The organism is Nocardia jinanensis, assembly GCF_014645735.1.
Lineage (GTDB): Bacteria > Actinomycetota > Actinomycetes > Mycobacteriales > Mycobacteriaceae > Nocardia > Nocardia jinanensis.
Map to the genome: position 1 here is coordinate 68781 of NZ_BMMH01000009.1, position 25087 is coordinate 93867.

Genomic DNA, 25087 nt, shown 5'->3' on the forward strand with positions numbered 1-25087 from the left:
GTCCGTAATGATCGAGCTCTGGGGTCCGCTGCAGCATCTCGCCTGGCTCGCCGGGGTGGAATGGCCCCAGGGCAACGAAGACGAGATGTGGGCCCTGGGCGGCGATTGGCGCACCGCCGCAGGCGAACTCGACGATATCGTCGCCGACATCATCGAGGCGAAACGCGCTTCGCTGCACGCCTATCCCGAAGGTGACGGCGTCACCGAGATGATCGCGGCGTTCGACAGCCTCATCTCCGGTGACGGCTCGGACAAGGACCAATCGGTCCCGAAACTGGCCGGATATTTCCGTGACCTGGGGCAATCCGCCTACGACACCGGCACCGAGATCGAGTACACGAAGCTGATGTACATCTCGTCGCTGGTGCTGCTGGCGGCCGAGATCGCGGCCGCGTGGATATTCCCGCCCACCGCGCCGGCGATACAGGCCGCGGCGGTCGCCATCACCCGGTTCGCCGTCCGGATCCTGGGACAGCGTGTGATGCAGGCGATCTTCCGGCTCGTCGCCAACAAATTCGTCAGCTTCATGCTGCGCCACGTCGCGATCGATACCATCCTGGGAACGCTTCAGGAAGTCGGTATCCAGGCCTACCAGGTCGAAGCCGGGCACCGGCCGGATTTCGACATCGGCCAGATCGTGGTCGCCACGGTCAGTTCCGCTGCCGGCGGGGCTGCCGCCGGGCCGGTCGGCGACATCATCGGAAACAGACTGCAGAACGAGGCCCGGGGGATGGGCCGCCAGTACCTCAACGCGGCCATCACCGGAACCGTCGCCGGTTTCACCGGTGGGCTCGCGGGCACCTTGGCCGCGATCCCCACGCAGTTCGCGGTCATCTGGGCCGATACCGGTAGCTGGGATCAGGCAATGGAGCAGACGATGTCCACGCTGCCCGCCCAGTTCGGGCCGCTGGCGTTGGTCTCCGGGGCGACCAACGGCCTGGCCAGCGGGGTGAGCAAGGTCGGCGCCAACCATGCCTACAGCAGTATGGGAGTGGGCGTTCACAGCGACAGCTATCGCAACACCTGGGGTGACCGGACCTTCATGGACCGGATGAACGACGCGGTGAGCGGTCCGGGTGGCCGTACCGGCGGGCTGCCGCCCGGGGCGGGAACGCCCGGTGGGGGAGACGGTGCCGGTGGACTCGGCGGCGACGGGTCCCGGACCAGCAGTCCGGCTCGGACGCCGGGCGGGCCCGAGGGGAACATATCTCCCGCCGGAGCCGACGGGTCCGGGACGAACGGGTTCGGTGGCGACGGTTCCGCGACGGGCGGTTCCGCGACCGATGGGTCCGCGCCGAACGGAAACGGTGGCAGCGCGCCGGACGGCGGCGTCGGAACGGGTGACGGGGACAGGGGGTCGGGCGGGTCCAACGGGGTCGGCTCCGATGGGGCGACCACGGGCGATCGTGCAAATACCGGTGATGGTGATACCGGCTCGCCCGAGGGCGACCGACCGGTACCGAGTGGCGCCGAACCCGATGCGGGAAACCAGGTATCGCACAACGGCGACGCTGGTGATGGGCAGTCGTCCCGGGCCGACGGCGGCTCCACCGATCGCTCCGAGACCGGTGCCGCGGATCGTGCCGAGACCGGTGCCGCGGATCGTGCCGAGACCGGTGCCGCGGATCGTGCCGAGACCGGTACCGCGGATCGTGCCGAGACCGGTACCGCGGATCGTGCCGACCCGGGCGGAGGTGCCACCGATCGTTCCGGGTCCGAAGAACGCGCCGGCTCGGTGGCAGAGCCTGCTTCCGATGGACGCACGGACCGGTCCGAAGACCCGAATCCTGCCACCGGACACAATGACGGCAGCACCAGCGAGGGGCAGGGAACCGCGCGTGGAGCCGGGGCCGGCGAGCCCGGTGCCGGCGACCCCGCCGCCGGTCCGGCTCGCACGGATACGCCCGGACCGATCGCGGGAGCACCGGTGACGGGCCCCGCCGCCGGTGCGCCGACTCCGCCGGCCGCCGCGACTCCGCCGGCCCCCCACGTCGGTGCGGCCACACCCGCTGCGCCGGGCTCCACATCCGGTGGATCCAGTCCCGCGACGCCCGGCTCGACGAATACGCTGGGCGGAGCGAGCGATTCGCGGGCGCAATCCGGCGCATCGGGCGAATCACGGTCTTCGCCGGCCCCGTCCGACGGTGGCTCACGAGCCCGTCCGGGTGACCGTGCCGGGGCCGGCGAACGGTCGCCGTACCCGGGGACCGACGGTAACGGTGTGCGCGCGGGCCGGACGGGCACACCGGCACCGGACGCCGATGCGCGCCGGGCCGTGGACGAACAGGATGCCGGCGGTCCGCGACCGGCCGGGGACATCGGTGACGGCCGGATCGGACCGGAGGACGTGCTGCCGCTGCCCGGGGCTCCCGCGAACACCACCGGACCCAGGGACGGCGAAACGCGCACGCCGACACGAGATCCGGAGTCGCGTGCCGCGCGCCGGGACGGAGAGGCCCGGCCCGGGACCGACGACTCCGCCGGCCGGGCATCGGATGACTCCGCCGGCCGGGCATCGGACGACTCCGCCGACCGGGCCCCGGGCGACGCCGGTACCCCGGATCCGGACGAGCCATCGGGCCCACCGGACCCGCGGAACCGCGGGGAATGCGCACGACTCACGCTGGCGGAGTTGAAGGCGGAGACCGACAGCGACCGGATCAGCCCGCCGGAGGAGCCCGTCGGCCCCGAGGGAATGACCCGCCGGGAGATCGAGGACGCGCTGGGCGGGAAGCTGTACGACTACCCGGACCAGGGCCCGGAACGGTCACGGCACCAGTCGGTAGCCGACGAGCTGCTCCGGCGGGCCGCGCGGCTGGACCCCCGCCTGGTGGCGGCCGGCCGCGGCCCGCGGGCGTTCGTGATCGATGAATACGCGGGGCCGGTGGATGAGCACGGAGTGGGATCGCACGCCTACTCGATGACGGTGCGGGTGGATCCGCTCACCGGCGAATACCGGGTCGAAGTCTCGGATCCCGCGGCAGCCCGGCGCCGCGGTTTCCCACCCGATGCTCCGGCGGAGGTCCGGCGGGTGTCGGCGACGTTGCTCGACGGCGCGGGCCGGATACTTCCGCCGAGCGGGCACGACGCGCGGGTACGGCCGACTGTCGAACGGTTTCTGCGGCAAGGTCATTCGGATTTCGAGGTGAATCGTGACCGGCGCGAAACCGAGGAGCAGTACGCGGCCCGCCGCGACGCGGAGGCCGCCGATCTCCGTTCGCTGCTGGAACGCCGCCGTGCGGAATATCTGCGTGCCATGGCGGACGGGCTCGAGGAGAACGGCCCCGCCGGGCTCGCCGACGGGTTCCGCGATCGCGCACAGGAAGCCGACCGCAACGCCGAACAGCACCGTTCCGACGCCGACGACCGCTGGGACGAGGCCCGTCGCAAGCCGAAGACGCGGATCTCGGATCGGCCACGAGAAGAGCAGGCGCCTTCCCGTGATGACGAGGATGTTCCGGATCGGCGTGATGATGAGGATGTTCCGGACCGGCGTGATGATGAGGATGTTCCGGACCGGCGTGATGATGAGGATGTTCCGGACCGGCGTGATGATGAGGATGTTCCGGACCGGCGTGATGATGAGGATCTTCCGGGCCGGCGTAACGAGCCGGAGTCCGGGGTCGACCCCGGTCGGTACCGCTACGACGCACAACCGGATCAACCGCGCCCGTACCTGCCCACCGATGCGGGCCTCGCCGAGCAATTGGCCGCCGCATCGGCTATTCGGCTCTCCGAGCAGGCCCAACGTGACGGACTCGCCGCGCAGCTCAGCTCGCTCGCCGGTGAACTGGGTTTTATCGCTCCCGGTGCCCGGCCGGATCTGCGGCAGCTCCGGCCGAGCCGGATCGGGCCCGGGATCGACGCGGCGCGGCAGCGGATCCGTGGCGACGACACACTGAGTGACTACGAGCGGGCTCGGCGGCTGGCCGATCTCGATACGCTGCGGGCTCATTCCGAGCGGTATCACCGGATCGTCGGCCGGATGACCGAGACCTCGCAACTGTTGGGCGAATTGGGTGGCCTGGCCTTCGCGCTCGATCCGGATCTGCATCCGGGTGCCGTCCAGCTCACCCCGTTCGCGGGCGCCAGCACCGCCAAGCTCGTGGTGGATATCGCGGTCTGGGTCCCGGGCACCGCGACCAGCCCACCGAAGCTCCTGGTGGTGGAGGCCAAGGGCGCCGATTCCGCGTTGGGCGGATCGCGCCGGGCCGACGCTCAGCAGGGCGCGCCGGAATACTTGCGCGACACCCTGGCGGTCGACAAGAACCTCGCGAGCGTGCTCACCGAAACACCCGCCGGGATGCGTGCTCGCGGTCTCGATCCGGACAGCGACGCGGGCCGTGCGCATCTCCGCGCGCGGGACGAACTGCTCGCCGCTCATCGCGACGGCACCCTGGAAGTCGAATACCACCAGGTGCGTACAGCGGCGACCGGCGAGGTCACGGTGCGGCGCTTCGATCTCGAGCGCGACGGGACACCTACACGCTTCGATGTCATCGGTGGTGTGGACAGATCGGAGGGAATCGGCGAGGGTCCGGCCGATCGGGGTCGATCCGTGGACGACACCCGGCCGATCCCGAAGATCGACGAGACGCCACCGATTCCACTCGACGGTACGAATCCGGACCCGCGATCCCCGGCCGAGCTGCTGGGCGCGCCCGGCGACGATATCTGGTCGGGGCTGAGTCCGGAGGAGGTGGGCGCGCGACTGCGCGACGAGCTCCGCGTCCGCACCGGAAATCCCCGTTTCGACGTTTTCGGCTTCGACCGCCCGGAGCTGCATCCGGAGGTGGTCCGCGAATACGCCAGGGGCATGGTGGACATGTTCCGTGCCTACCCAGGGGCCGGTCTGGACTCGGTGGGTTTCCGGCCGTTGCGGCCGGGCGTGTTCGGGCATACGGGCTGGGTGCTCGACAACGGCGTCCGGCGGGCCCGGTCGATCGAGTTCAACTCGGTTATGGCCACCGACCCCGCCACTGTCCGGCGCGAAACCGACCGCCATGCCGACTCCGGATGGTTCCCGGATGTGGTCCGGGACCGGCCCGCCTACGCCCGGGCCGTCCACGAATTCGGGCACGTCCTCGACGGCGCGGGCGGGCACCGGGCGCGCCAGGACCTCCACGGCCACCTGATGCGGCATTTCTTCGATCGGTACCCCGCCGCCACCGACCTCGGCGAATATTTCGCGTGGCTGCGGGAATCGCTGAGCGGGTACAGCTTCCATGCCGGTACCCCACATCCGAACCCGGCCGAAGCTCTGGCCGAAGCCTTCCTCACGGTGGTACTCGGCCGCGGTGAAACCGGAGAGACCTTCCCGCGCGGCCGGGGCCCAGCGGATGACGACGCGGTACGGGTGATCCACGACCTGCTGGTGCGGTCGATGCGAGAGAGCCCGCCGGGCGACTTCGGCCGGTTCTCCGATCGCTGGCTCGGCGAACCGGGGTCCACGCGGCCGGACTCCCCGGAGAGCGGCGTCGATGCCGGTCGCGATGCGGACGGAGAACCCCCGGGGGCGCGCGGAGATCCCACCGATTCCGGTCTCCCGGACGAGGACGGCCCGGAGCGGGGACGCGATCGGCGGGCCGATAGCGAGGATCGGCGGGCCGATAGCGAGGCATTGGATCTGACCCGTTCGCCGGAGGGACACCTCGACGGCTGGCAGTATGCGCCGGACGCGACGGCCGCGCAGGTGCGGGAACTGTTGTCGCGCACCGAGGCCGGGCACCACGCGCTCGCGATGCTGCGGGAGGCAGGCGCGACCGTGCGGTTCGAGCCGGCCGGAGCCGTGCCGGGCCGCACGGATGAATTCAACGGCCGGACGATGGAAGTGTTCATCGCCGCCGGCGACCGCGATCAGGTCGGGCAGGCGGCGGCCGTGATCCGTGCCGCGACGCTCGCCGAGGCGGTGCGCACCGGCCGGATGGAGGTGACGCCGTCCCGGATCCGCGCACTCGACCGGGCAGATCATGTGGCGGCGCGGATGCGAGCCGAAGCGGAGGCGATCGGCCGCCAGGCCGACTTCCACCACCAGCTGCAGCGAGCCGAGTACGACACGAGCGGGCCGGGGCGCATCGATTCCTTCGAGCTCGAACAGCGCCGGATATTGGAATCGGCGTATCTCGAGGCCCGTGACGCGATGCTCCGGCATGCAGCCGGCGCGGCCGCGCCGGTCGTCGGTACTGCACGACCGGACCCGGATGGGGTGCGGGCAGCTGAGACGAACCGGCTCACCGCTCGCCGGGACGAAATCGCGGCCGCCCGGGATGCGGCGGTGGCCGCGCGCGACGCACTGCTGCCGCACCTGCGGATCGGGCCGGAGGAGCTCACCACGCGGGCGGCGCTGGAGGAAACGGTCGACCGGCTGCTCGACCGGACGATGCGCGCCGACCGGCTCGTCGAGTACAGCGCCCGGGTGGCCGAGATGCGCACGGCCGCGGATCTGGTGCTGGGGCTGCGGGATCAGTTGCGCCGGGCCGAATCCGACCTCGCGGACATCGCGACGGCCGGGTGGCCCGGTCCCGAAGCCGGCCCGCGACGACTGCGCCGATTCGCCGAAGCCGCCGCGGAGCTCGAACTGCTGGCGCACAGCTGGTTCGACTCCCGGGAGGACCCGAGTAGCAGCCCGAGTCGCCGGGCGGTCGCGGAGGCGGAATGGGACGCCGCGCAGAACCCGGTGCTCGCGGCGGGCGAGGAATACGTTCCGTCGACGCCGACCGCCGCCCGCGAGGTGGAGGGACTCGTCCGGGCGGAAGCGGGTACGACCCGGGAGATCGGCCGTCTCGAAGCCGCCTGGGATCGGGCGGCGGCGCGGTTGCGCGAGACCGTCGGTCTGCGACCGGATCTCGAATCCGATACGCGTGGAAGAATACTGAACGACCTGGTCATGCGTGCCGGACTCACCTCCGATCCGCGGATCGCCGCCGATGCCCGGCTGCTGACCGCGCTGAGCGGCGAACACGCCCGGGTCACCGCCGAGCGGAACCGCCTGCGGGACGAGATCACCGCCGCGGTCGCCCGTGATCTCGCGGGCACGGACGGGCGGGGGAACCGGTTCCGGATCCATCTCGATGATTCCGGCACGGTGTCGGTGCTGCGAGACGTCGGGCCGGAGCGCGCGGACCGGCCCGCAGGTGACCCCGGCTCGGTGGTGCGGTACCCGGATACCTCCGCGTCGGAGAGTTCCGAGCTGCGGCAACACGTCGACCGCGTCCGTGAACAAGCCTTCGCCCGGCTGCACGACCTGGCCGCGGAGGCCGGGACCTGGGGGATGGACGGCTGGGTTCGGCAGACCTTCGAACGGCACGGAATCGTCGTCGGATCGAGCTCCGAACCCGGGGCGGCGGCGCACCGCCCGGTCGGCGGCCGCACCGCACTCGGACCGGACGGCGGCTACGACCCGGTGACCCGGACCCTCGTCCTCGACCCGGCCGACGGGCCCGATCAGCATGCGCGCGACCTGGTCTTCGCCGCGCGGATGGCCGACCAGCTCGCCGCGACCGATCCGGCCCGGGAACGAATGACCCTGAACCGGGACGAGTACGCCGCCCTGATGCTGGATCGGGCCGCCGAAGCCCACGCCCTGTCGTTCCGGGATCTGGTCGATCTGCACGCGCGGCCGGTGCGACCCGGACCCACCGACCCGCTGGCCCGGACCTACGTAGACCATTTCGTCCGTGGCTACCGGGCCGCGGAGAAGGCATTCGGTTCGCGCGCGAACCTCGGTGGTCATTCGGGCTGGTTCTACTCCGCCGGCCATCGCACCGCGTTGCGCGCTGTGCGGGCGCATCTCGACCAGCAGGGTCCACTGATCGGTGGTGTCCCGCTCGGTGCGCATTTCGCGGGACAATGGGATCGCGCGCGCGGTATCTCACCGGACCTCGGTGCCGAGGCGCCGACGCCGCGCCGGGTACCGGGCGATACGCCCGCCGACCACGCCCGGGCCGCCGAACTGCTGGCCGATGAGGCCGTTTCGCTGCGCGAATTGCGTGATCTGGGCCGGTTCGTACCCGAGGGCCCCGCGGAGGGGGTATACGCCGACGCGCACGATAGAGCGCTTCCCCGCGCGCAGCGGGCGCTGCGTCGTGATCCCACCGCGCAGCGGCCGGAGGATGTCGCGCATCGGGCCGGTACCGAAGCGCTGCGCCGATACCTGGCCCGCACCGGGCTCGCGGACGCGCAATCCGCCATGGATGTGGTCCGGGCCGTAGCCGACGGGGGCGGGGTCCACTGGGGGCATCCGCAGCGGGACACCGCCGGTGGTGCGGCGAACCGAGAGCAGTCCACTACGCGGGAAGAGTCGGACCCCGACGCACCCCGGCGCATCGTGGACGCGGAACTGGCACGCCACGACAACCCCGCCCGGATGGGTGACCGCCCCGAACGACTTTCCGACCGTGTCCTGCGCTATCACGATCCGCGTCCACGCCTGGTGATCACGGCCCGCCGCGGCGAACACGTGGACGCACTGCGCGAACTGGCTCTCACCCATCCCGAATACGGTGACGCGCTCTGGGATCGGTCGCACGAACTCGAATACCGGGAGGTGAAACCCGGACCGGACGGCACGCCGACCGTGGAACGGATCAACCGGGCGACAGCCGAAGGACCGTACCGCGGGCCCGATATCCTGGCCGCCAAAGACGTGATGCTCGACCACTATCTGCGGTTCCGCGCCGAGGGGCGAACCGCTCTCGGATTCACCGAATGGTTGAGGCAACTCGACCCCGGGGCCTTCTACACCAAGGAGCAGCATCGTGAGGCGCGCCGACCGGGTACGGCCCCGGTCGGAAATCTCCGCGAGGATTTCGTGGAAACGGGACACCGCCAGGCGCGTGACGCCGCGAACCCACTGGACCCGGCGCATCCGGCCCGAGTCGCCGAACTGCTGCGCACGCGGCAGATCGCGCTGCTCGACGATATCGTGCGCCGACCCGCGCAACACCGTCTGGAAGTCTTCCAATTCGGCGCGGGCCACCTGTCGGTGTTCCTGGAACCGGATGGCCGGGGCGGCTGGCGGGTGCCGGCGCCGCTCGGCACCGGTGGTAGCTACAACACGCTGGCCCGGGTCTTCCAGGGGATGGCGGGCGATACCCCGGAGGGTCTCGCGAAGCGTATCGCCGGAATACTGAACGATCCGACCGCCGAACTCGGGCCGCAGGGCAGACCGCGCGGACGCCTCGGTCGGTTCGTGCGCCGGCTCTCCGCCGGCCCGGAAGATCCGGGGAACGGTATTCCCGACGACCGTCCGGACTTCCTCGGCCGCGACGACGACGCACCGGACAGTCCCTATCACGCCCAGAACCGGGACGCGGCGCTGTCGCTGCTCGACGGGGCTGTCGACGATCGGCCGGACGCCGAGCGGCTGGGCGCCCCGGACGACGACTGGTCCGGGCTGGACCCGGTGGACGTCGGAATCCGGCTGCGCGACGAGATGCGGGAACTGACCGGCAATCCCGATTTCGAGGTCTACGGCTTCGGGCTACCCGGACTGAATCCGGTGGTGGTACAGGAGTTCGCGCGGTCCATCGTCGATATGACCGCCAGGTATCCACAGGTCGATCTGCGCAGCGCCGGGATAGGTCACCTGAAGGCCGGGGTCGCCGTGACCAAGCCGGTGACCGATCCGGTGACCGGTCCGGCCCGGGCGGATTCGATCGCGCTGGACGCCGACTACGCCGCTTCACCGGACAGGGTGTTGCAGAAGATCCACAGCGAGGTCGATCGTGGCGCCTACAACCGTAATGTCGCGCTCCGGCCCGCGTACGCGATCGGGGTGCACGAGTTCGGTCACGCGGTGGACTACGCGGGTGGTCGCGCGGCGCGGACCGAGATCCAGGAGGTACTGGTCCGGTACCACCGGGACTTCGTCGGCGGGGAAGCGGAGGACTTCCCGAAGTGGTTGCGCGACAATCTGACCGGATACAGCCTGCGCGCCGACGGTGCGATAGATCCGGCCGAGGCACTGGCCGAGGTGTTCACCGAGGCCGAAATGGCCCGGTTGGTGGAAGGCGCGAACCGGCCCGAACTCGCCGAACCCCGCCGCCTCGTCTACAACCTGCTGCGCGACCAGCTCGGCGCCCCGCCGCACACCGACGATACGGCGGGGCATCGTCTCGGCGACTTCACGGACCGGGCCGGCGCCGATCCCCGCACCCGGGGAGCGGCCGAGGAACCACCCGCGGATCCGGGGGACGAACGCGGTACGCCGGATCCGGTCCACGACCCGGGGCACCCACCCGAGGACGAGTGGTCCCGGATGGGTCTCGACGAAATAGCGGACACCCTCCGGGAACGGCACGGCTTCCGGGAGATCACCGGATTCGCCGATCGCCCGGACGTACCGCCGCTGGACCTGCCGCTGGTCCGCGAGATCGCCCGGGCCGTCGACCTCATGATGACGCAGTTCCCGATGCTCGATGTGCAGAGTCTGCGTATCGCGCCGATCACCGACCGCGATCACGTGCGCGGACTGGCGTACTACGACTTCGATCCGAACGATATCGGCCGCTACATCACCGAGAACATCACGCTCAACGAGCGGCTGCTGCGCAACCCGCAGGAGTTCTACGAATCGCGCCGGCGATCCGAGACCGTCGCGCACTCGCCCCGCAATTCCGCGCGCCGTCCCGCCTTCTCGACCACGATCCACGAACTCGGTCACGGACTCGATTTCGCCGGTTCCATGCGGGCGCGCGGCACGGTCGAGGATCTGCTGGTCGAGTACTACGCCGAGAAGTCCGGTGGTTTCGACCGGGACGAATTCAGTGTGTGGCTCAACCAGCTCAGCGGTTACAGCTTCACCGGCCGGGGTGATCTGAACCGGCCCGAGGTCCTCGCCGACGCGGTGCTGGACGTGGTGCTCAACGGCCGCGACGCCACCGAACCGGCCCGCGTCGTCTACGGCGCCCTGCTGCGGGAGGCGATCGACAACTACTACGACTCCTTCGATACAGGCGCCGGCCTGATGCGGCCGATCGACCTCGGCCTCGCTGCGGGAATCGGGGGCCGTGACCGGATGGACGCGGGCCCACAGCAGCCACGGGACGAAACCCCGGCACCGCCCGCCGACGAAGGATCCGACCACGGCGACGGCGGGCCGGACGACTCGGCCGCGCTGCTCGGGGTTCCGGAGGCCGACGAATGGTCCGAGCTGAACCCCGTGGAGGTCGGCGAGAAGCTGCGCGACCAGATGCGGGAGGCCACCGGCAATCCCGATTTCGAAGTCTTCGGGTTCGACCTGCCCGACCTGAACCCCGAGGTGGTGCGCGAGTTCGCCCGCGGGATCACCGATATGTACCGCGGATATCCGCAGGCCGATATCCGGTCGCTGGGTATCGGGACCCGGCGCGAGGGAACCCTCGCCGATGCCGGGCCCCAGCTCGATCGCGAGACGAACACTGTCTACACCGGCGACATCACCCTCAACTACCGGCACGCCACCAGCGCGGAGAATTTCCTCGGCCAGGTACGCCGCGGGGTGGACAACGAGCAGTTCTCGCCGACCATGCTGCGCCGGCCCGTATACGCCATGACGGTGCACGAATACGGTCACGCGCTCGACTACGCGGGTGGGCTGCGGGCGAGCAGTACCGCCGAACGGCATCTGCTGCTGCGCGCGAGCGAGATCCCCGGGGGCGATTTCGGTGAGTGGCTGCGTCAGCTCAGCGGGTACAGCCGCGACGACGACGGACTGCTGCGGGGACACGAGGCGGTGCCGGACGCCTTCGCCGAATACATCATGGGCGGCATCGATCGGGAAGCTCGGGACCGCGTAGTCAGCACGCCGGTGCGGGAACTGTACGAACTGCTCGTACGGCACGCCGGGAACCCACCGGGTGGCGCGGCCGGGGCCCGGCCCGGACGTGGTGCGATGGACGCGGCGCGCCACCCCGGCGACCGCGACGGTCCCGAAGCGAGTGCCGGTGGCGGGGCGAAGAAACCACCGGCCGGGCCGCCACATCCGGCACCGACCCCGGAGGACCCCGACGGCAACCGGCCGGACGAACAGGATCCGGGCGACCAGGACGGCCCGATCGATCCGGACGCGATCATCCCGCCGCTGGTGATCGATATCGACGGGGAGCGAATCGCCTTCGATCTGATGCCGGACGGGCCGGACCGCTGGCGGCTGGTCCCGCGGGGTGAGCTGCCGTCGGCGACGCCCGAGCGGGCGGCCGCGCTGCGCCGCGAACTCGACGCGATCCGGCGGCTGTGGCCGGGCCGGGAACCGCAGGTCAAATACCCGTCCGGGTCCGGCTGGGACAGCCGCGGACAGGCGGCGATCGCCGACGGCGTCGCGGGTATCCCGGACCTGGTGAACCCGGCCCCGCCACCGCAGCCGGCCACGCCACCGCCCAGCCCGGACCATCCGGTGATCGGCCCGGCGCCGGAGTCCGGGCCGGCCGACCCCACTCTGCTGCGTATCGGACAGCAGCTGCCGGTGTGGATCGGTAACCGGGAACACATCCCGCTCTTCGGCAGGCTGTCGGCACGAATGCGCGACGACGCGGGCGAATTCGTACCCATGCATCCGGATGAGGGCCCCGAGTATCAGCCGTGGCTCACCGACGGCACGCTGGAGGCCGCGCGCGAGCAATTACTCGCCGACTTCGATTCGAACCGGATATCCCGGGCCCAGGCCCTGCGGGATCTGCTGACCGTGGCAGGCCGGCCCGACGCCGACGCCCGGCAGCAGCGCGCAATCCTCGACGCGCTGCGGGATCGCGGTGTGATCTCCGAAGACGAGGCCCGCGCGCTCGCCGACGCGCTCACCGAGGAACGGGACGCGCGAGGTGCGGAACTACCGGTGGGACCGGCACCCGACGGCGAGACCCTGGCCGACGCGGCCCGGCGCCTGCTCGATATAGACCTGCCCGACGACAGTGCGGAAACGCTGGCCCGGGTCATCGACGAACAGCAGTACCGGGTGGCCCGGGCCACCGGCGCCATCGAGGGCCTGGCCGCCGCGGTCCGCCGCTATCTCATCGAGCAGAGCCTGCCGTACACGATGCGCGACGCGCCGCCGGCCGCGGATACCGAGCGCGGTCTGCCCCGAACCGAAGAGCCGGCCGCGCTGGACGATCCACGGCCACGCCACGCCGATGATCCGGACGACTACTTCGACGACGAGCTCGACGGCGAGGTCGATCCCGCCCCCCGCGGGCCCGGGCGATACGAGGTGCCGGACCCGGCCGGACGGCCGGTCCCGTTCCTCGACCAGATCAGTTTCATCGATCAGAACCCGATGGGACGCTTCCTCATCGAGTTGCTTGCCGCCTTCGGCCACGAACCCGGCCTGCTCGATACCCCGCCGGTGGAGAACGGCGCCGACCAGCTGCCGATGTGGGGCGACGGTTACGAACTCGGTCGCGACCAGGGCCTGCGCCGATTCTTCGAGAACGCGCTGCGCCGCGACCAGATCCGCGACGAACTCGCGAGCTGGGCCGCGATGCGCGACCTGTCGCTCGAGGATCTGCTCGCCGATCCGCAGGCAGTGGTGGACCGCTTGCGGGCCGAGAACGTCGCCCGCTCGGATCGGGTCGCCGAGTTCGTCGAAGCCGCCCGCCGGACATTGCCGGAACCCGACCTGGCCGATCCGGTCGGAGACCTGCTGGGCCGCCAGCTCGTACGGGTCCCCGGCGGCGCCGGGCAACCCGATCGGCTGGTGGTGGTCGACGGCCTGCGCGACCGGGACCGAGTGCTCGCCGACGCCCTCGCCGCCGACCCGGCACTGCGCCATCAGCTCGACACCGGCGAACTGGTCCTGGACTACCGCACAGTGCACCGTGATTGGACCGGCGAGGGGGTACTCACGCCGGCGCCCATTCCGCAGATGCGCTACCTGCACGAGCACATCCTCGGCCGGGAACTGGAGGTTCTGCTGGTCCGCGATGACGACGGTACGTGGCGTCAGGTCATCGGATCCGCGGACGCCCACCGGGCCGCGCTCGGTGGAACACCGCCGCGCCACCCGCAAGAGATTCTGGCCGAAATCGCCGATACGCTGCGCGAACTGGGGATCGGCCCGGATGCGATCACTCCGGACGCACTGGCCCGCACGGTGGCCGATCTGCTCTTGGACAACGCGGTCCGCGCGGTGCAGTTGGAGGCGCTGGCCGATTTCATCCGCTCCGCCATCGATATCGAGATCTTCAACGAGCTCAGCGACGCGCGCAGTCAGCTCGCCACCCGCCTGGGGCTGGACTTCATTCCGGACCCGGCCGCGCCCGAGCGGGCCTTCTCACTGGCGACACTGGTCGACCGCCTGACCGACAGCGGTCAGCGGCGGGCCCTGCGTGCCCAGCAGTTCGGTGATCTCGCCGAGTACGCGAAGCGGTTGCGCGAGGTGGATCCGGCGGCGGTGGCCGCGGCGCGCGACCGCCTGGCCGAGCGGCTGGTTTCCGAGGAACTCGCGCGCAAGATGGCGACGCAGAAAGCCGCTGACCGCGCGGGTGTGGACCGGCGTATCGCGGCGCTGCTCCCGCCCGGCTACGTCGACGGACCCGGCGGGAACCGGGTGTTCGCGGTGGATCCGTCGGGGCTCGACCCGAAGAAGCTGTTCGATGTGGTCCGCCGGCTGGAACGCGACGGTCAGGGCGAACTCGTACGGGACGCGCTCGCCGAATACGCGGCCGCTCTTCTCGAAATCGACCCCTACACCGAGGTGCCGCGGGGCGACCGCACCGCCGATCCCAGGATCGCCGACGGCCGGTTCCCGATGCACGACCGGGACGCCATGGGCGGGTTGCGCGATCTCATCGCGAACGCGGTGCGCGCGGTCGGCGCCGACGATTTCGCCCGGGCGGTCGCCGACGCGGCGGCCCGGCCCGACAGCCATCGGATCCCCGGCGACGACCCGGACCAGCGGCCCACCGCCAACCGAGACTGGGCGCGACTGGTGGGTGTCGATCTCACCGACGCCGACGACGCGACCTTCGTCCGGATCTACGAGGCCTACCGCGACGGCCGGATCGAGAACCACGAGGGTCTCAGTCCGAAAGAGCTCGCCACCGAGCTCGATCGGCTCCGGCGCGAAGTGCGCGACCGGGCCGAACGGATCGAGGCGCTGCAGCGGCTGCTCGGCGAATACGCGCGCAGCGGACGGTCCGATCTCGCCGAGGCCGAGAACGGACAGCTCGAGAACGGTCCGGACGGGCCGACTCCGCCCGAGCCCGAGGGCCCTCCACCACCCGGCCCGGGTGACGAGACCGTGCCGCCCCCCGGACCGGATGGCGGCGGCGACGGCGGCGAGAAACCTCCGCGCACCCCGCCTGCCTCGGCGGACGAGCCGGAAGAGAGCTCGGGTGCCGAGCCCGAGCGCGGCGACGGAGCGAAACAGGAACCCGGCCCCGGCCTGCCCGATTCGTATTCGGAACTGATGGACTGGATCGAACTGCGCCGGGCGGAGATCGCCCTCGACACGGCCCTGGACGAGGCCGCGTGGGCGCGGCGTCAGGCGGCGGATCGGCCGGACGACCACCTCCGGCAATTCCGCGCCGAACAGGCCGAACGGCAGGTCGGCTACGCCCGCGAGCGACTCGACCGGATACGCCTGGCCCAGGTGGACCGGGCGGCATGGCTTGCCCGGATGGACGCCGGCTCGCAACGGTTCCTGGCCGATATGGATCCCGGCGACTGGCTCGCCGGACAGCGAGCTCTGCTGGCCGAATGGGTCGCCCGGATGGCGGAGGACCGGGCGCGCTGGTGGCACGAGATGCTGGGCAGCAGGGGGGACGACGGCCCATCCGGCCCGGAGACCGGCCCTGCGGACCGCGGGCCCGACTCCGATTCCGGACCGCGGCCGTCCGGGCCACGACCCGAGACCGGACCGAACGCCGGAGGGAAGCGGGAACCCGAAGCCGCTGGATCATCCGAAGAACCCGCGTCCGGCGGCGAACAGCGGCCGGAACCGGACGGCGTGGGACCCGAGCCCGGCGAACTGCTCGGTGACGCGCTCGTCGATGCGATCCTGCGCCGCGAGGCACTGGCGGCGCGTATCGGTGAGCTGGCGGCCGAGCTGCGTAACCGCGTCGAGCCGGCCGCCCTCGAACCGGACCTTATCGAGGACACCGTGCGCGACCTGCGTAGTCGCGCACAGGATGCCGAGGACGCGGCCCGGGTCGAGCAGATCGCCGAACTCGCGCCGCGGCTGATCCGTGCCGACGAAGAGGTGCGCGCCCTGTCCGGGCGGATCGAATACGACCGGTCGCAGCGCGAACGGCAGGGCGTTGTCCGGGAACGGGAGTTCCTGCGCGCCAAGATCATCGACCGGGCCCGCAATCTCCGTATGGACAACTCCGCCGCCTGGCCGGATCTCGGCCCGGACGCCCGGGAGCGGATCGTCCTTCGCCTGGACGAGGAGACCCGGTACGACACCGTGGATATCGCGGGCGGTATCGACGAGGGTCCCCGGCGGGACAGGTCACCGGTGGGCGAACAGGAACGCGGGCACCGGCGCGATCTGATCCGCAAACTGCTCGCGCAGACCGCGGATTTCGACGAGCTCGGCACTCGGCTGCGGGAGCTGGACCGGCAGATCGACCGGATGGAGCACGATCAGGATTTCCTGGACCGCCCGCACCCCGAAGAAGTGGCGGCCGAGCTGGAGCGGCTGGCCCGGGAACGTGCGGCCGAATTGCAGCGGATCAAACCCCGGCGGTCCATGCGCGATGATCTGGCGCGGCGACTCGGCGTCGTGGACGAGAACAACGATCTCGCGGAGCGGCGACTCGATTCCGGCGAACTGGACGCGACGCTGCGGGCCCTGCGTGACGGCGCGCATCGCGATTTCCGCGAAGGACGCCTGCGGCCCTCGCAGTATCAGCGGCGCCTACTGCGGATCGACGCGCTGGCGGACGCGGCGGGCGATGTGAACGAGGCCCACCACCGGATCGGCCGTATCCAGGACGATATGGCTCGCGTGGCGGGGGTGTGGCGGGGACTGGTGGAGGCCGAAGGCGGCCGGATGGTCACCGACCGGGTCGGTCTGGTGGAGGGCGATGAGCCGCGGATCATCGTTTTCGGTCCCCGCCCCGACCCGGCGAACCCGCGCGGCGACCACGACGCCGCCCTCGCGCACGCGTTGCGGAACAACTCCGCCGCCGCACAGGCGATGGTGCGTCCGGAGACCACAGTGGAGTACCGGCGCGTCCTCGTCGACCGGGACGACAACTGGCGGGTCCGGGGGATGGATCCGCCGCAGGTCGAGCGGATGAGCACCAGCTGGGTCGCCGGTCGCCGGCTCGATATGACCAGGTGGCGTGACGGAGCCGGCGACTGGCATCCGGTGGACCCGACCCGGCCGGGCTGGGAGACCAACCGCGACAACTCCGACCTACCGAAGAAATTCAGCCAGAAAGACCTTCCCGACGGTGTCAGTGGTTGGGCGAGTACGGATGTCGTCAACGACATCGTGCTTCCCGCCGAGAATGTGCCGGCCGGCAAGATTGCGGAGAGCACACTGCCGGTGCACGCACCGCAGGCGCCGTCGCAGTACGACACCTCGGGGATCGACCCGAAAGATATCTACAGCCAGCACTGGGGTGCCGACGCCTACAACGTGATGCGCCTGGTGCTGATGGCCGCGCTGGTACCGAAACATCCGGTGGTGAAGGCGTGGATCCAGCGGCATCCGGAGATCGGCCGGTGGGTGCAGGCACGGCCGTGGTTGCAGAAACTGCCGCCGTTCGGGACGGTGTTCCGCGGCTACGAGTGGTTCGCGCCGCCGGAGACCGATGTGCAGCCGATGCACCGGCGCTGGGAACCGGGTGATCATCTGCCGCCCGATGCGCTGACCGAGGTTCCGGAGGCCCTGCGCCGGGAATGGGAGCGTGAGGCCGAGCAGTGGGCCGAAGTGCAGCGTTGGGCGGACCAGGAATACGACCGCTTCCTGGCCGACGACACCGATGTGGACAGAGTCGCCGAGGGCCTCGAACAGCACCGCCAGGATACGCAACGGCGGGCCGCGCGGGAATTCGTCGATCTGGTCCGGACGCGCCTGGTCGAAGAGCTGGGCGGGCTCGACCCGCTCGGCGATGTTCCGGCGCAGCTCGCGCGTATCGAGACGGCGATCGACCGGATGGCCGGCGAAGTGGCCGACAGATTCGTCTCCGGCGATCCGGAGCTGGTGCGCAACACCGTCGAGCAGGTCCGGGAAATGCTGCTGGGCGTGGTCGATCCGGCCGAGATAGTCCCCGGCGCGGACCCGGACGAGATCGTGCGAGCCGCCGGTCCCGGTGAGATCGCCGAACAACTGCTCGGGCAGATGCGCGACGACGTCCCGCATTTCACCCGGGCGGAGCTGGAACAGATCAGGGACCATCTGATGGTCGACGAGCATCGGGTGCGCGATGCCGACGACCCCGACGGCCGGCTGGTCCGGCGTCCGATGGACCGCCTGGCCGATATCGCCGAGGCCTGGAACCGGCTGCGCGACGGGGTACCGCTGCCCGCGGATCTCGTCCTGCTGCAGGACGCGCTGGCCGAGGCGCAGTACTTGGTCGGCAACCCCGATGCCACCTGGCAGGCGGCGAATACCTACGCCATCGGCCAGGGCTACCACTGGGACGCCCAGCGGCCGCCGCTCACCAGCTGGCGGGCCGACCGCCGGTACGCTCTCCCGCCCGTCCGGCCGAACCCCGAGTACCAGCCCCCGGAAGCCCGGGAGCCCGGCCGCCCGGCGGAATCGCGCGGACAAGACCCCGCGGCGCGCGACGCCGGCACAGTGGACCTTCCGCCGGACCCGGGTGACCCCGACGACCCGGACGGTCCGGAACCCGGCGACCCGAATGGTTCGCCCACCGGTGGATCGGGCGGTACACCACCGTCGCGTCCGCCGCTGCCCGCCGCCCGCGACGATGGCCCTTCGGACCACAACGTCCTGCCGCCAGGCGAGTCGGGTGGCCCTCTCGGACCCGACAATCCGGGCGACTCCAACGACTCCAACGACTCCAACGACTCCAACGACTCCAACGACTCCAACGACTCCAACGACTCCAACGACTCTGGCGGCCCGAGTGGCCCGGGCGATCCCGGCGGCCCGGAGGGACCTGTCGCCCCGCCACCCGGCGAACCGGGCATACCACCGGACCACCACGGCGACCCGCTGCGGGATCTCGCCGAATTCCTCCGGGAGCAGGCGGACTGGCCCGCGCAACGCGATGCGGTACCGCTGTCGGGCCCCGCGGCCGAGCACGCGCGCCGCCTCGCCGGACACCTCGGCCTCACCGAGGTCTTCGCCGACCTGCGCGATCCGCTCGCCGCGCTGGCCGAACTCGCCGAGATCGCTCGTGCTCGCGGTTTCTTCGACCATCTCGATGACGGCCCGGCTATGCGGCATCCCGACGATTTCGCCGAGCTGACCGCCGGTGAACGCTATGGAGATGAGCAGTACTGGCGGCTCGAGGCCGATCCGGAGATCGCCGCCGCGATGCGTGCGGAACTGCGCCGGGCCGGTCTGCCCGTGGAGGAACCGGCGTTACCTCCCACGCCGCCGCCCGGTGAACTCGAACGCGGTGGTGTTCCCGAGGCCGATCCGGCGAGGCCGGGCACGACAGCCGACCCCGGCGCCGGTGAGGGGGGCGCCCGTACCGGGGCACCGGAAGCGGGGGCAGGCCCGCGCCTGGAATCGGCGGCCGAGACCACCGACCTGCTGACCCGCCGGTTCGGCCTCGACAACGAGGCGCTCGGACCGGACCGTCTCGGCGCCACCGTCTCCGGCCATCGCTACCGGATCCTGTTGCGCGCGGGCGCCGTGGAAGCGCTGGCCGCCGCGCAGACCCGGCTCGATGCCGCGACGGATGCGGCCGATCGAGCCGCGCAGCGCCTCGCCCGGGACAGCTGGGCCCGCCTGCTCGGCCTCGATCCCGCCGCGCTGGACCGCGCTCCGGCGGCCGCGGTGAACCGTGCCCGGGCCGACGCGGTCCGGGCCGCGGACGATCTGGCCGCCCTCGCCGACAGCGCCCGGACAGCCTCGGAACAACCCGATCCCGGCGGCGAGCCGGTGGCCGCCGGCGAAACCCGCCGCTACAACGTGGAGGTGGACGGCGAGCGTGTGCCCACACGTCTGGTCGCCGACGACAACGACGGCTGGCGAGTGGAGGAAGCCGAGCGGACCCCCGCGCCCGACCCGCTCGCGGAGCCCGCCGAACCGGCTCCCCGTAAACCACTACTGCGCCGGATCTGGGAATGGCTGCGGGATACCGGGTATACGGGCGAGGTCGCGAAATATCCGTCCGGCTCCGGAATCGACAGTGCCGGACAGTCCCTGCTCGGTGACGAGGCCGGGGTCCCGCTGCGCAAGACCGAGGACCCGACGCCGGGCACCCCGGGCGACGAATACGAAGTGCTGAACACCAAGTTCAACCCCGCCCGCATCCTCAAAGAGGGTGTCACCATGTGGAAGCGGCGGGAGCTGGTTCCCTTCTTGCGGCGGTTGACCTCCCGGGTCGCCGATCGCAGCGCCGATACCGTGCCCGTGCTGGACGAGAACAACAGCGAATACCGCTACTGGCTGGACGAAGCCGATCCCGACCTGGTGCGCCGCGAACTGGGTGTGGAACTCGAGGAGCTGAAACAACGAGAGCTGCGACCGCCCGAGCCGGAGCCCGGGACCGGGCCGCTCGATCCGGGGCCGGCGGCCGCCCGGGAAGAACCGGCCGGCGCAGAGGTGCCCCGCAGTACCGAGGAGATCGCGGAGTGGATCCGGGAACTGTCCGAGGCGGCCGCACACCGCGACGAACAGTTCCGGGCGCTGGCCGCCGCCGCGCGTGCCTTCGGAGTCGATATCGGCGATCCGACGCCGGAGAACATCCGGCGGGCCCGCGAGATCATCGAGTATCAGCAGGCACGGCGGATCGGCGCGCTGACCGGGCTGGCCGACGCCGCCCGGCGATACAACGCCGAGCACGCCGATATCCCCTACAGCGAGTACGCCACCTTCTTCGATGCCAACCCGCTGGCCAGATTCCTGCACGAAGTGGTCACCGCCTATCGGGAACCGGCGCGGGCACCGGAATGGCTGCCGGAGTCGCTGCGCCGCCACTGGCCGGCCCCCGCGGACCTGCTCGCCTGGGAAGGTGTCAACAACGGTGGCGAACCCTCTCGCGACTGGGGTGACCTCTTCGACAGCGACCAGCCCGGCCGCGACGACGGCCGCCGGATCTATCTGGAACGGGCGCTGCGCCGCGATCAGATCCGGGACGAGCGCGCGGTCTGGGCACAGGTCCTCGGCGATATCGACCTGAACGCCCTCGCCGCCGACAATCTGGCCGACACGCTCGCCGCGCAACTTTTCCACATGCAGGAAACCGCGGATCGGGTCGAGGACTTCGGCAGGCAGGCCGACGAATTCCTGAACCGTGACGCCGAAGTCGACGAGCTCACCGGACTCATCGGTGATATGGCCGCCCAGGAATGGGTTCTGGCGCGGGGCGGGGTCATGTTCGGCGACCCGGCCGGGATCGGCCTGCTGCCCGCCGAGCAGCCAGGCGGTCCGCTGCGGCTGGTCGTGCTCGACGGCCACCTCGAGCACGACCGCGTACTGGCCGACGCGCTGGCCCGCCACCCCGATATGGCCGTCGCGGTGAACGACGGCACGCTCGCGGTGCGCTATCAGGTGACCCATGTCCGGCCGGGTGAACCGCTGCCCGGCGGTGGTTACGGTCCGGAGCGGATCACCGTGGCCGATGCGGGTACTCCGGAGGTCCGGCAGCTGCGTGCCGAGGTCGAAGGACGTCACCTGGATCTCACCCTCGTCGACGATGGCGACGGATGGCGGCTCGTCCCGGACGAACCCGCCGACCCGGATCCGGTGCGTCCGATTCCCCGCGATATGCCGCGAGCCGAAATCGATGCGGCCATAGATCGACTCGCCGCGCGCCTCGGTGTCACCCAGGAGGATCTGGCCGATCCGCGCCGGCTCGCCACAGAGCTGGCGGGTCTACGCGACGAGAACGAGATCCGCGCCGCGCAGCTCGAAGCGATCATCGATCATGCGCGCACGGCCTGGGATATCGATACCTACCACGAGGTGGTTCGCGCCCGGGAAGCCCTGGCACACCGGATCGCTCCCGGCGACGACGAACCGGTCACCGCGCCACGAATAGCGCGGACCATCGCCGACCCGGCGACTCCGGGTGCGCGCCGGAGCCAGCAGATCAGCGGGCTGCTCTCCTACGCAAAGGAATTGGCGGCACTGGACCCGGACGCGGCGAACGCGGCGGCGGTCCGGCTGCTCCGCCGGCTCGACGCACTCACCGATACCGTGCCGGTCGCCGATACCGGGCAGATCGGTGCAGCGATTCGTGACCTGGTGCACCGGCCGCATGCCGGCCCCGCACTCGCCGCGGCTCTCACCGATTTCGCGACCGCACTGGCGAAGATCGACATCTTCGATCCGGGCACACACGGCGACCGGGCCGTCGATCCGCGGGTGGGTCGCGCCGAACTGCCGGTACACGAGAAAGCCGTCCGCCACCTGGTGGGTCTGATCGAGGATCTGCGTCATCTCGCCGACGCCCCACACCGCATGGGGTTGCTCGAAGCCGAAAGCGATCTGCTGCCCGCCACCGAACTCGGTGCCGGCGCCGATTTCGCCCGCACGGCCGGGGTGGAGGTTCCGCCCGCGGACCTCGCCGGCTGGGACGAGGTCCTCGACCGGCACCGTCGCGGGGAGATCGGCGACGACCATCCCGAACTCGCCCGGGTGCGGTCGGAATTGCGACGCTGGAACGAGGTCTACGAGAAGTATCGCGACGGCCGCCTGGACCGGCACGAGCGACTGACCCCAGGCGAATTGGCGGAAGTCCAGGCGCAGTTGCGCGGTGAGGTACAGCAGCGGGCCCGCGATATCGCGGCACTGGCCGATCTGGCCGCGCGCGCGGCGCGACTCGACGACGCGCAGCAGGGTCGGGCGACGGCAGAGGTGGCTCGGGCGCGCGCCGAGTTGCCGCCCGCACATCCGGAGCTGCCGTTCGACGAGCAGGATCTGGTGTCGCACGAGGCTCTGGACCGCAAGCTGGAGGAGTTGCGGGGCAAGACCAGGAGGGTGGACGAGCAGGCGTCCTATCAGCGGCGTATCTCGGAGTACGAAGATGCGGCGCGCCGGGTGATAGACGCCGAGACCGAACTCGCTCGCACCGACGGCGAACTCGACCGCGGTCGTTCGGCTGCCGAAAGTCCACGCCCGAGCGATGTGCAGGACGAGAGCTCCGCTTCCGGACCGGATCGAGGTCCGGTATCGGGAAACCCGGCCCCGGAAGCCGGCTCTTCCGGCCGGACTCGTCACGAGTCCGGCCCGCCCGACGCTGGACGAGCCGGATCCGGTCCCGTACGGGAAGAGCCGGCCCAAGGTACGTCCGGCGCCGGCGACCGTCTACACGCCGAGCCGGACGAGGATCCCGCCTCCGCTGTTCCTCCCGGAACCGCGTCCGGCGCCGCCGCCGGCGCCGGTGGCCGAGGTGATGGTGGCCGAGGTGATGGTGGCCGAGGTGATGGTGGCCGAGGTGATGGTGGCCGAGGTGATGGTGGCCGAGGTGATGGTGGCCGAGGTGATGGTGGCCGAGGTGATGGTGGCCGAGGTGATGGTGGTACGGGCGCAGGCTCGCGTACCGACCGCGGTGGGGCCGGCGATCGGCCTCCGCCAGAGGGGGAGGACCCGCCAGAGGGGGAGGACCCGCCAGAAGGGGAGGAACCTCCAGAAGGGGAGGAACCGACGACCTCCGGTCGCCGGTTGCCGCCGATGCCACGTGGGTCGACCCTGCGCGCCCATATCCCCCATCCGCCGCGCCCGTGGGAACCGGACTTCCCGCCACCGTTCGACAACGATGTGCGGCCGTGGCCGGTCCCGCTCCCGGATCTGCCGGAGCGACCCGAGCCGCCGGGCCCGCCCGAACCACCTGAAGAGGACCCCCCGGTTCCGCCCACACCTCCCGTGCCGCCGGTTCCACCGCGGCCCGTGCCGCCGACACCGCCACATCCACCGACTCCGCCCCGACCCCCGCAGCCGCCTGTGCCATCTCGTCCGCCGCAGCCGCCTGTGCCGCCGCAGCCTCCGGAGCCGCCTGTGCCATCTCGTCCGCCGCAGCCGCCTGTGCCGCCGCAGCCTCCGGAGCCGCCCGTGCCATCTCGTCCGCAGCCGCAGCCGCAGCCGCAGCCGCAGCCGCAGCCGCAGCCGCAGCCGCAGCCGCAGCCGCCGGTTCCGCCGGTTCCGCCCCCGCCCTGGCCGCCGGTTCCCCCCGCTCCGGTCCCGCCGGGGCCGGTGCCGCCGGCACTTCCCGACCCGCCGACGGGACCGCCCGGCGTCTCCCCACCGACCCTTCCGGCCCCACCGTGGGGATCGGCGCCGCCCCCGCCGGACGGGTATCCGCGACCGTGGTCGCCGCTGTCCCCATATCCCGGCGCGCCGGATCTGTCCGGCTCTTCGCCGCTTCCGGGCGGTCCGCAGCAGCATCCGCACGGTGGCGGCGGTGAACCGATGCCCTGGCCGCCACCGCCCAGTGGTGCGGCGCCACCGGGCCGGCCGGCCGCACCCGGCGAACAGCCTCCGCCGGGTATGCCGTACCCGCCGGCCGTGCCGCCGATGCCGAACGGCGGTTCGCCGCAGAACGGTTCGCGCGATCGCTACCGCCGCCCTCCGGGTGGACCGTCGGCCGGCGTCGGTCCGGAGGCGGAAGCACCACTGCTCGTCCGGCCCTTCGCCGGGTTCGGTGTGCCCTCGGAGTTCGACCCGCGGACCGGTTCGCTGCAGGCGTCGCCGTCGAGTGCGGGCCGGGTGAGTGGGCTCTACGGGGAGATCGCGGGTGTGCCGGTGGTTTTCTATCGGCGCAGCGGTCGCCTCGGCCTGCGGATCGGCGGCCACGATATCGACCTGCAGACTCCGGTTATCGTCGAAATGGATACCGTCGCGTATCGGACCACCCGATTCGCGCTGGTCCAGGACGGCACCCTGCTCGGTGAGCTCACCTACCGCTCACTGCCCGCGGAATTGGACCTCGGCGCCTACCTGCGCGATGTCCTGGACGATCCGGAGCGCCGGGCGCGGGTGTTCGCCGAATGACCGGAGCAGCCGGAGACGAGACGATGAGAG

1 protein-coding gene is annotated in these 25087 nt (G+C 71.2%); it reads left to right on the forward strand.

The genetic code is table 11. From position 1 onward, the window contains the following. Window positions 1-7: 7 nt before the first annotated feature. On the forward strand, window positions 8-25057 hold the full coding sequence (locus tag IEY68_RS21140; protein WP_189094410.1) for a WXG100-like domain-containing protein: 25050 nt from the start codon (window positions 8-10) through the stop codon (window positions 25055-25057). The last annotated feature ends 30 nt before the right edge of the window (window positions 25058-25087 follow it).

Coding starts and splice junctions, on each gene's coding strand:
- IEY68_RS21140 (WP_189094410.1), top strand. CDS start 8: ATGATCGAGCTCTGGGGTCCGCTGCAGCATCTCGCCTGGCTCGCCGGG.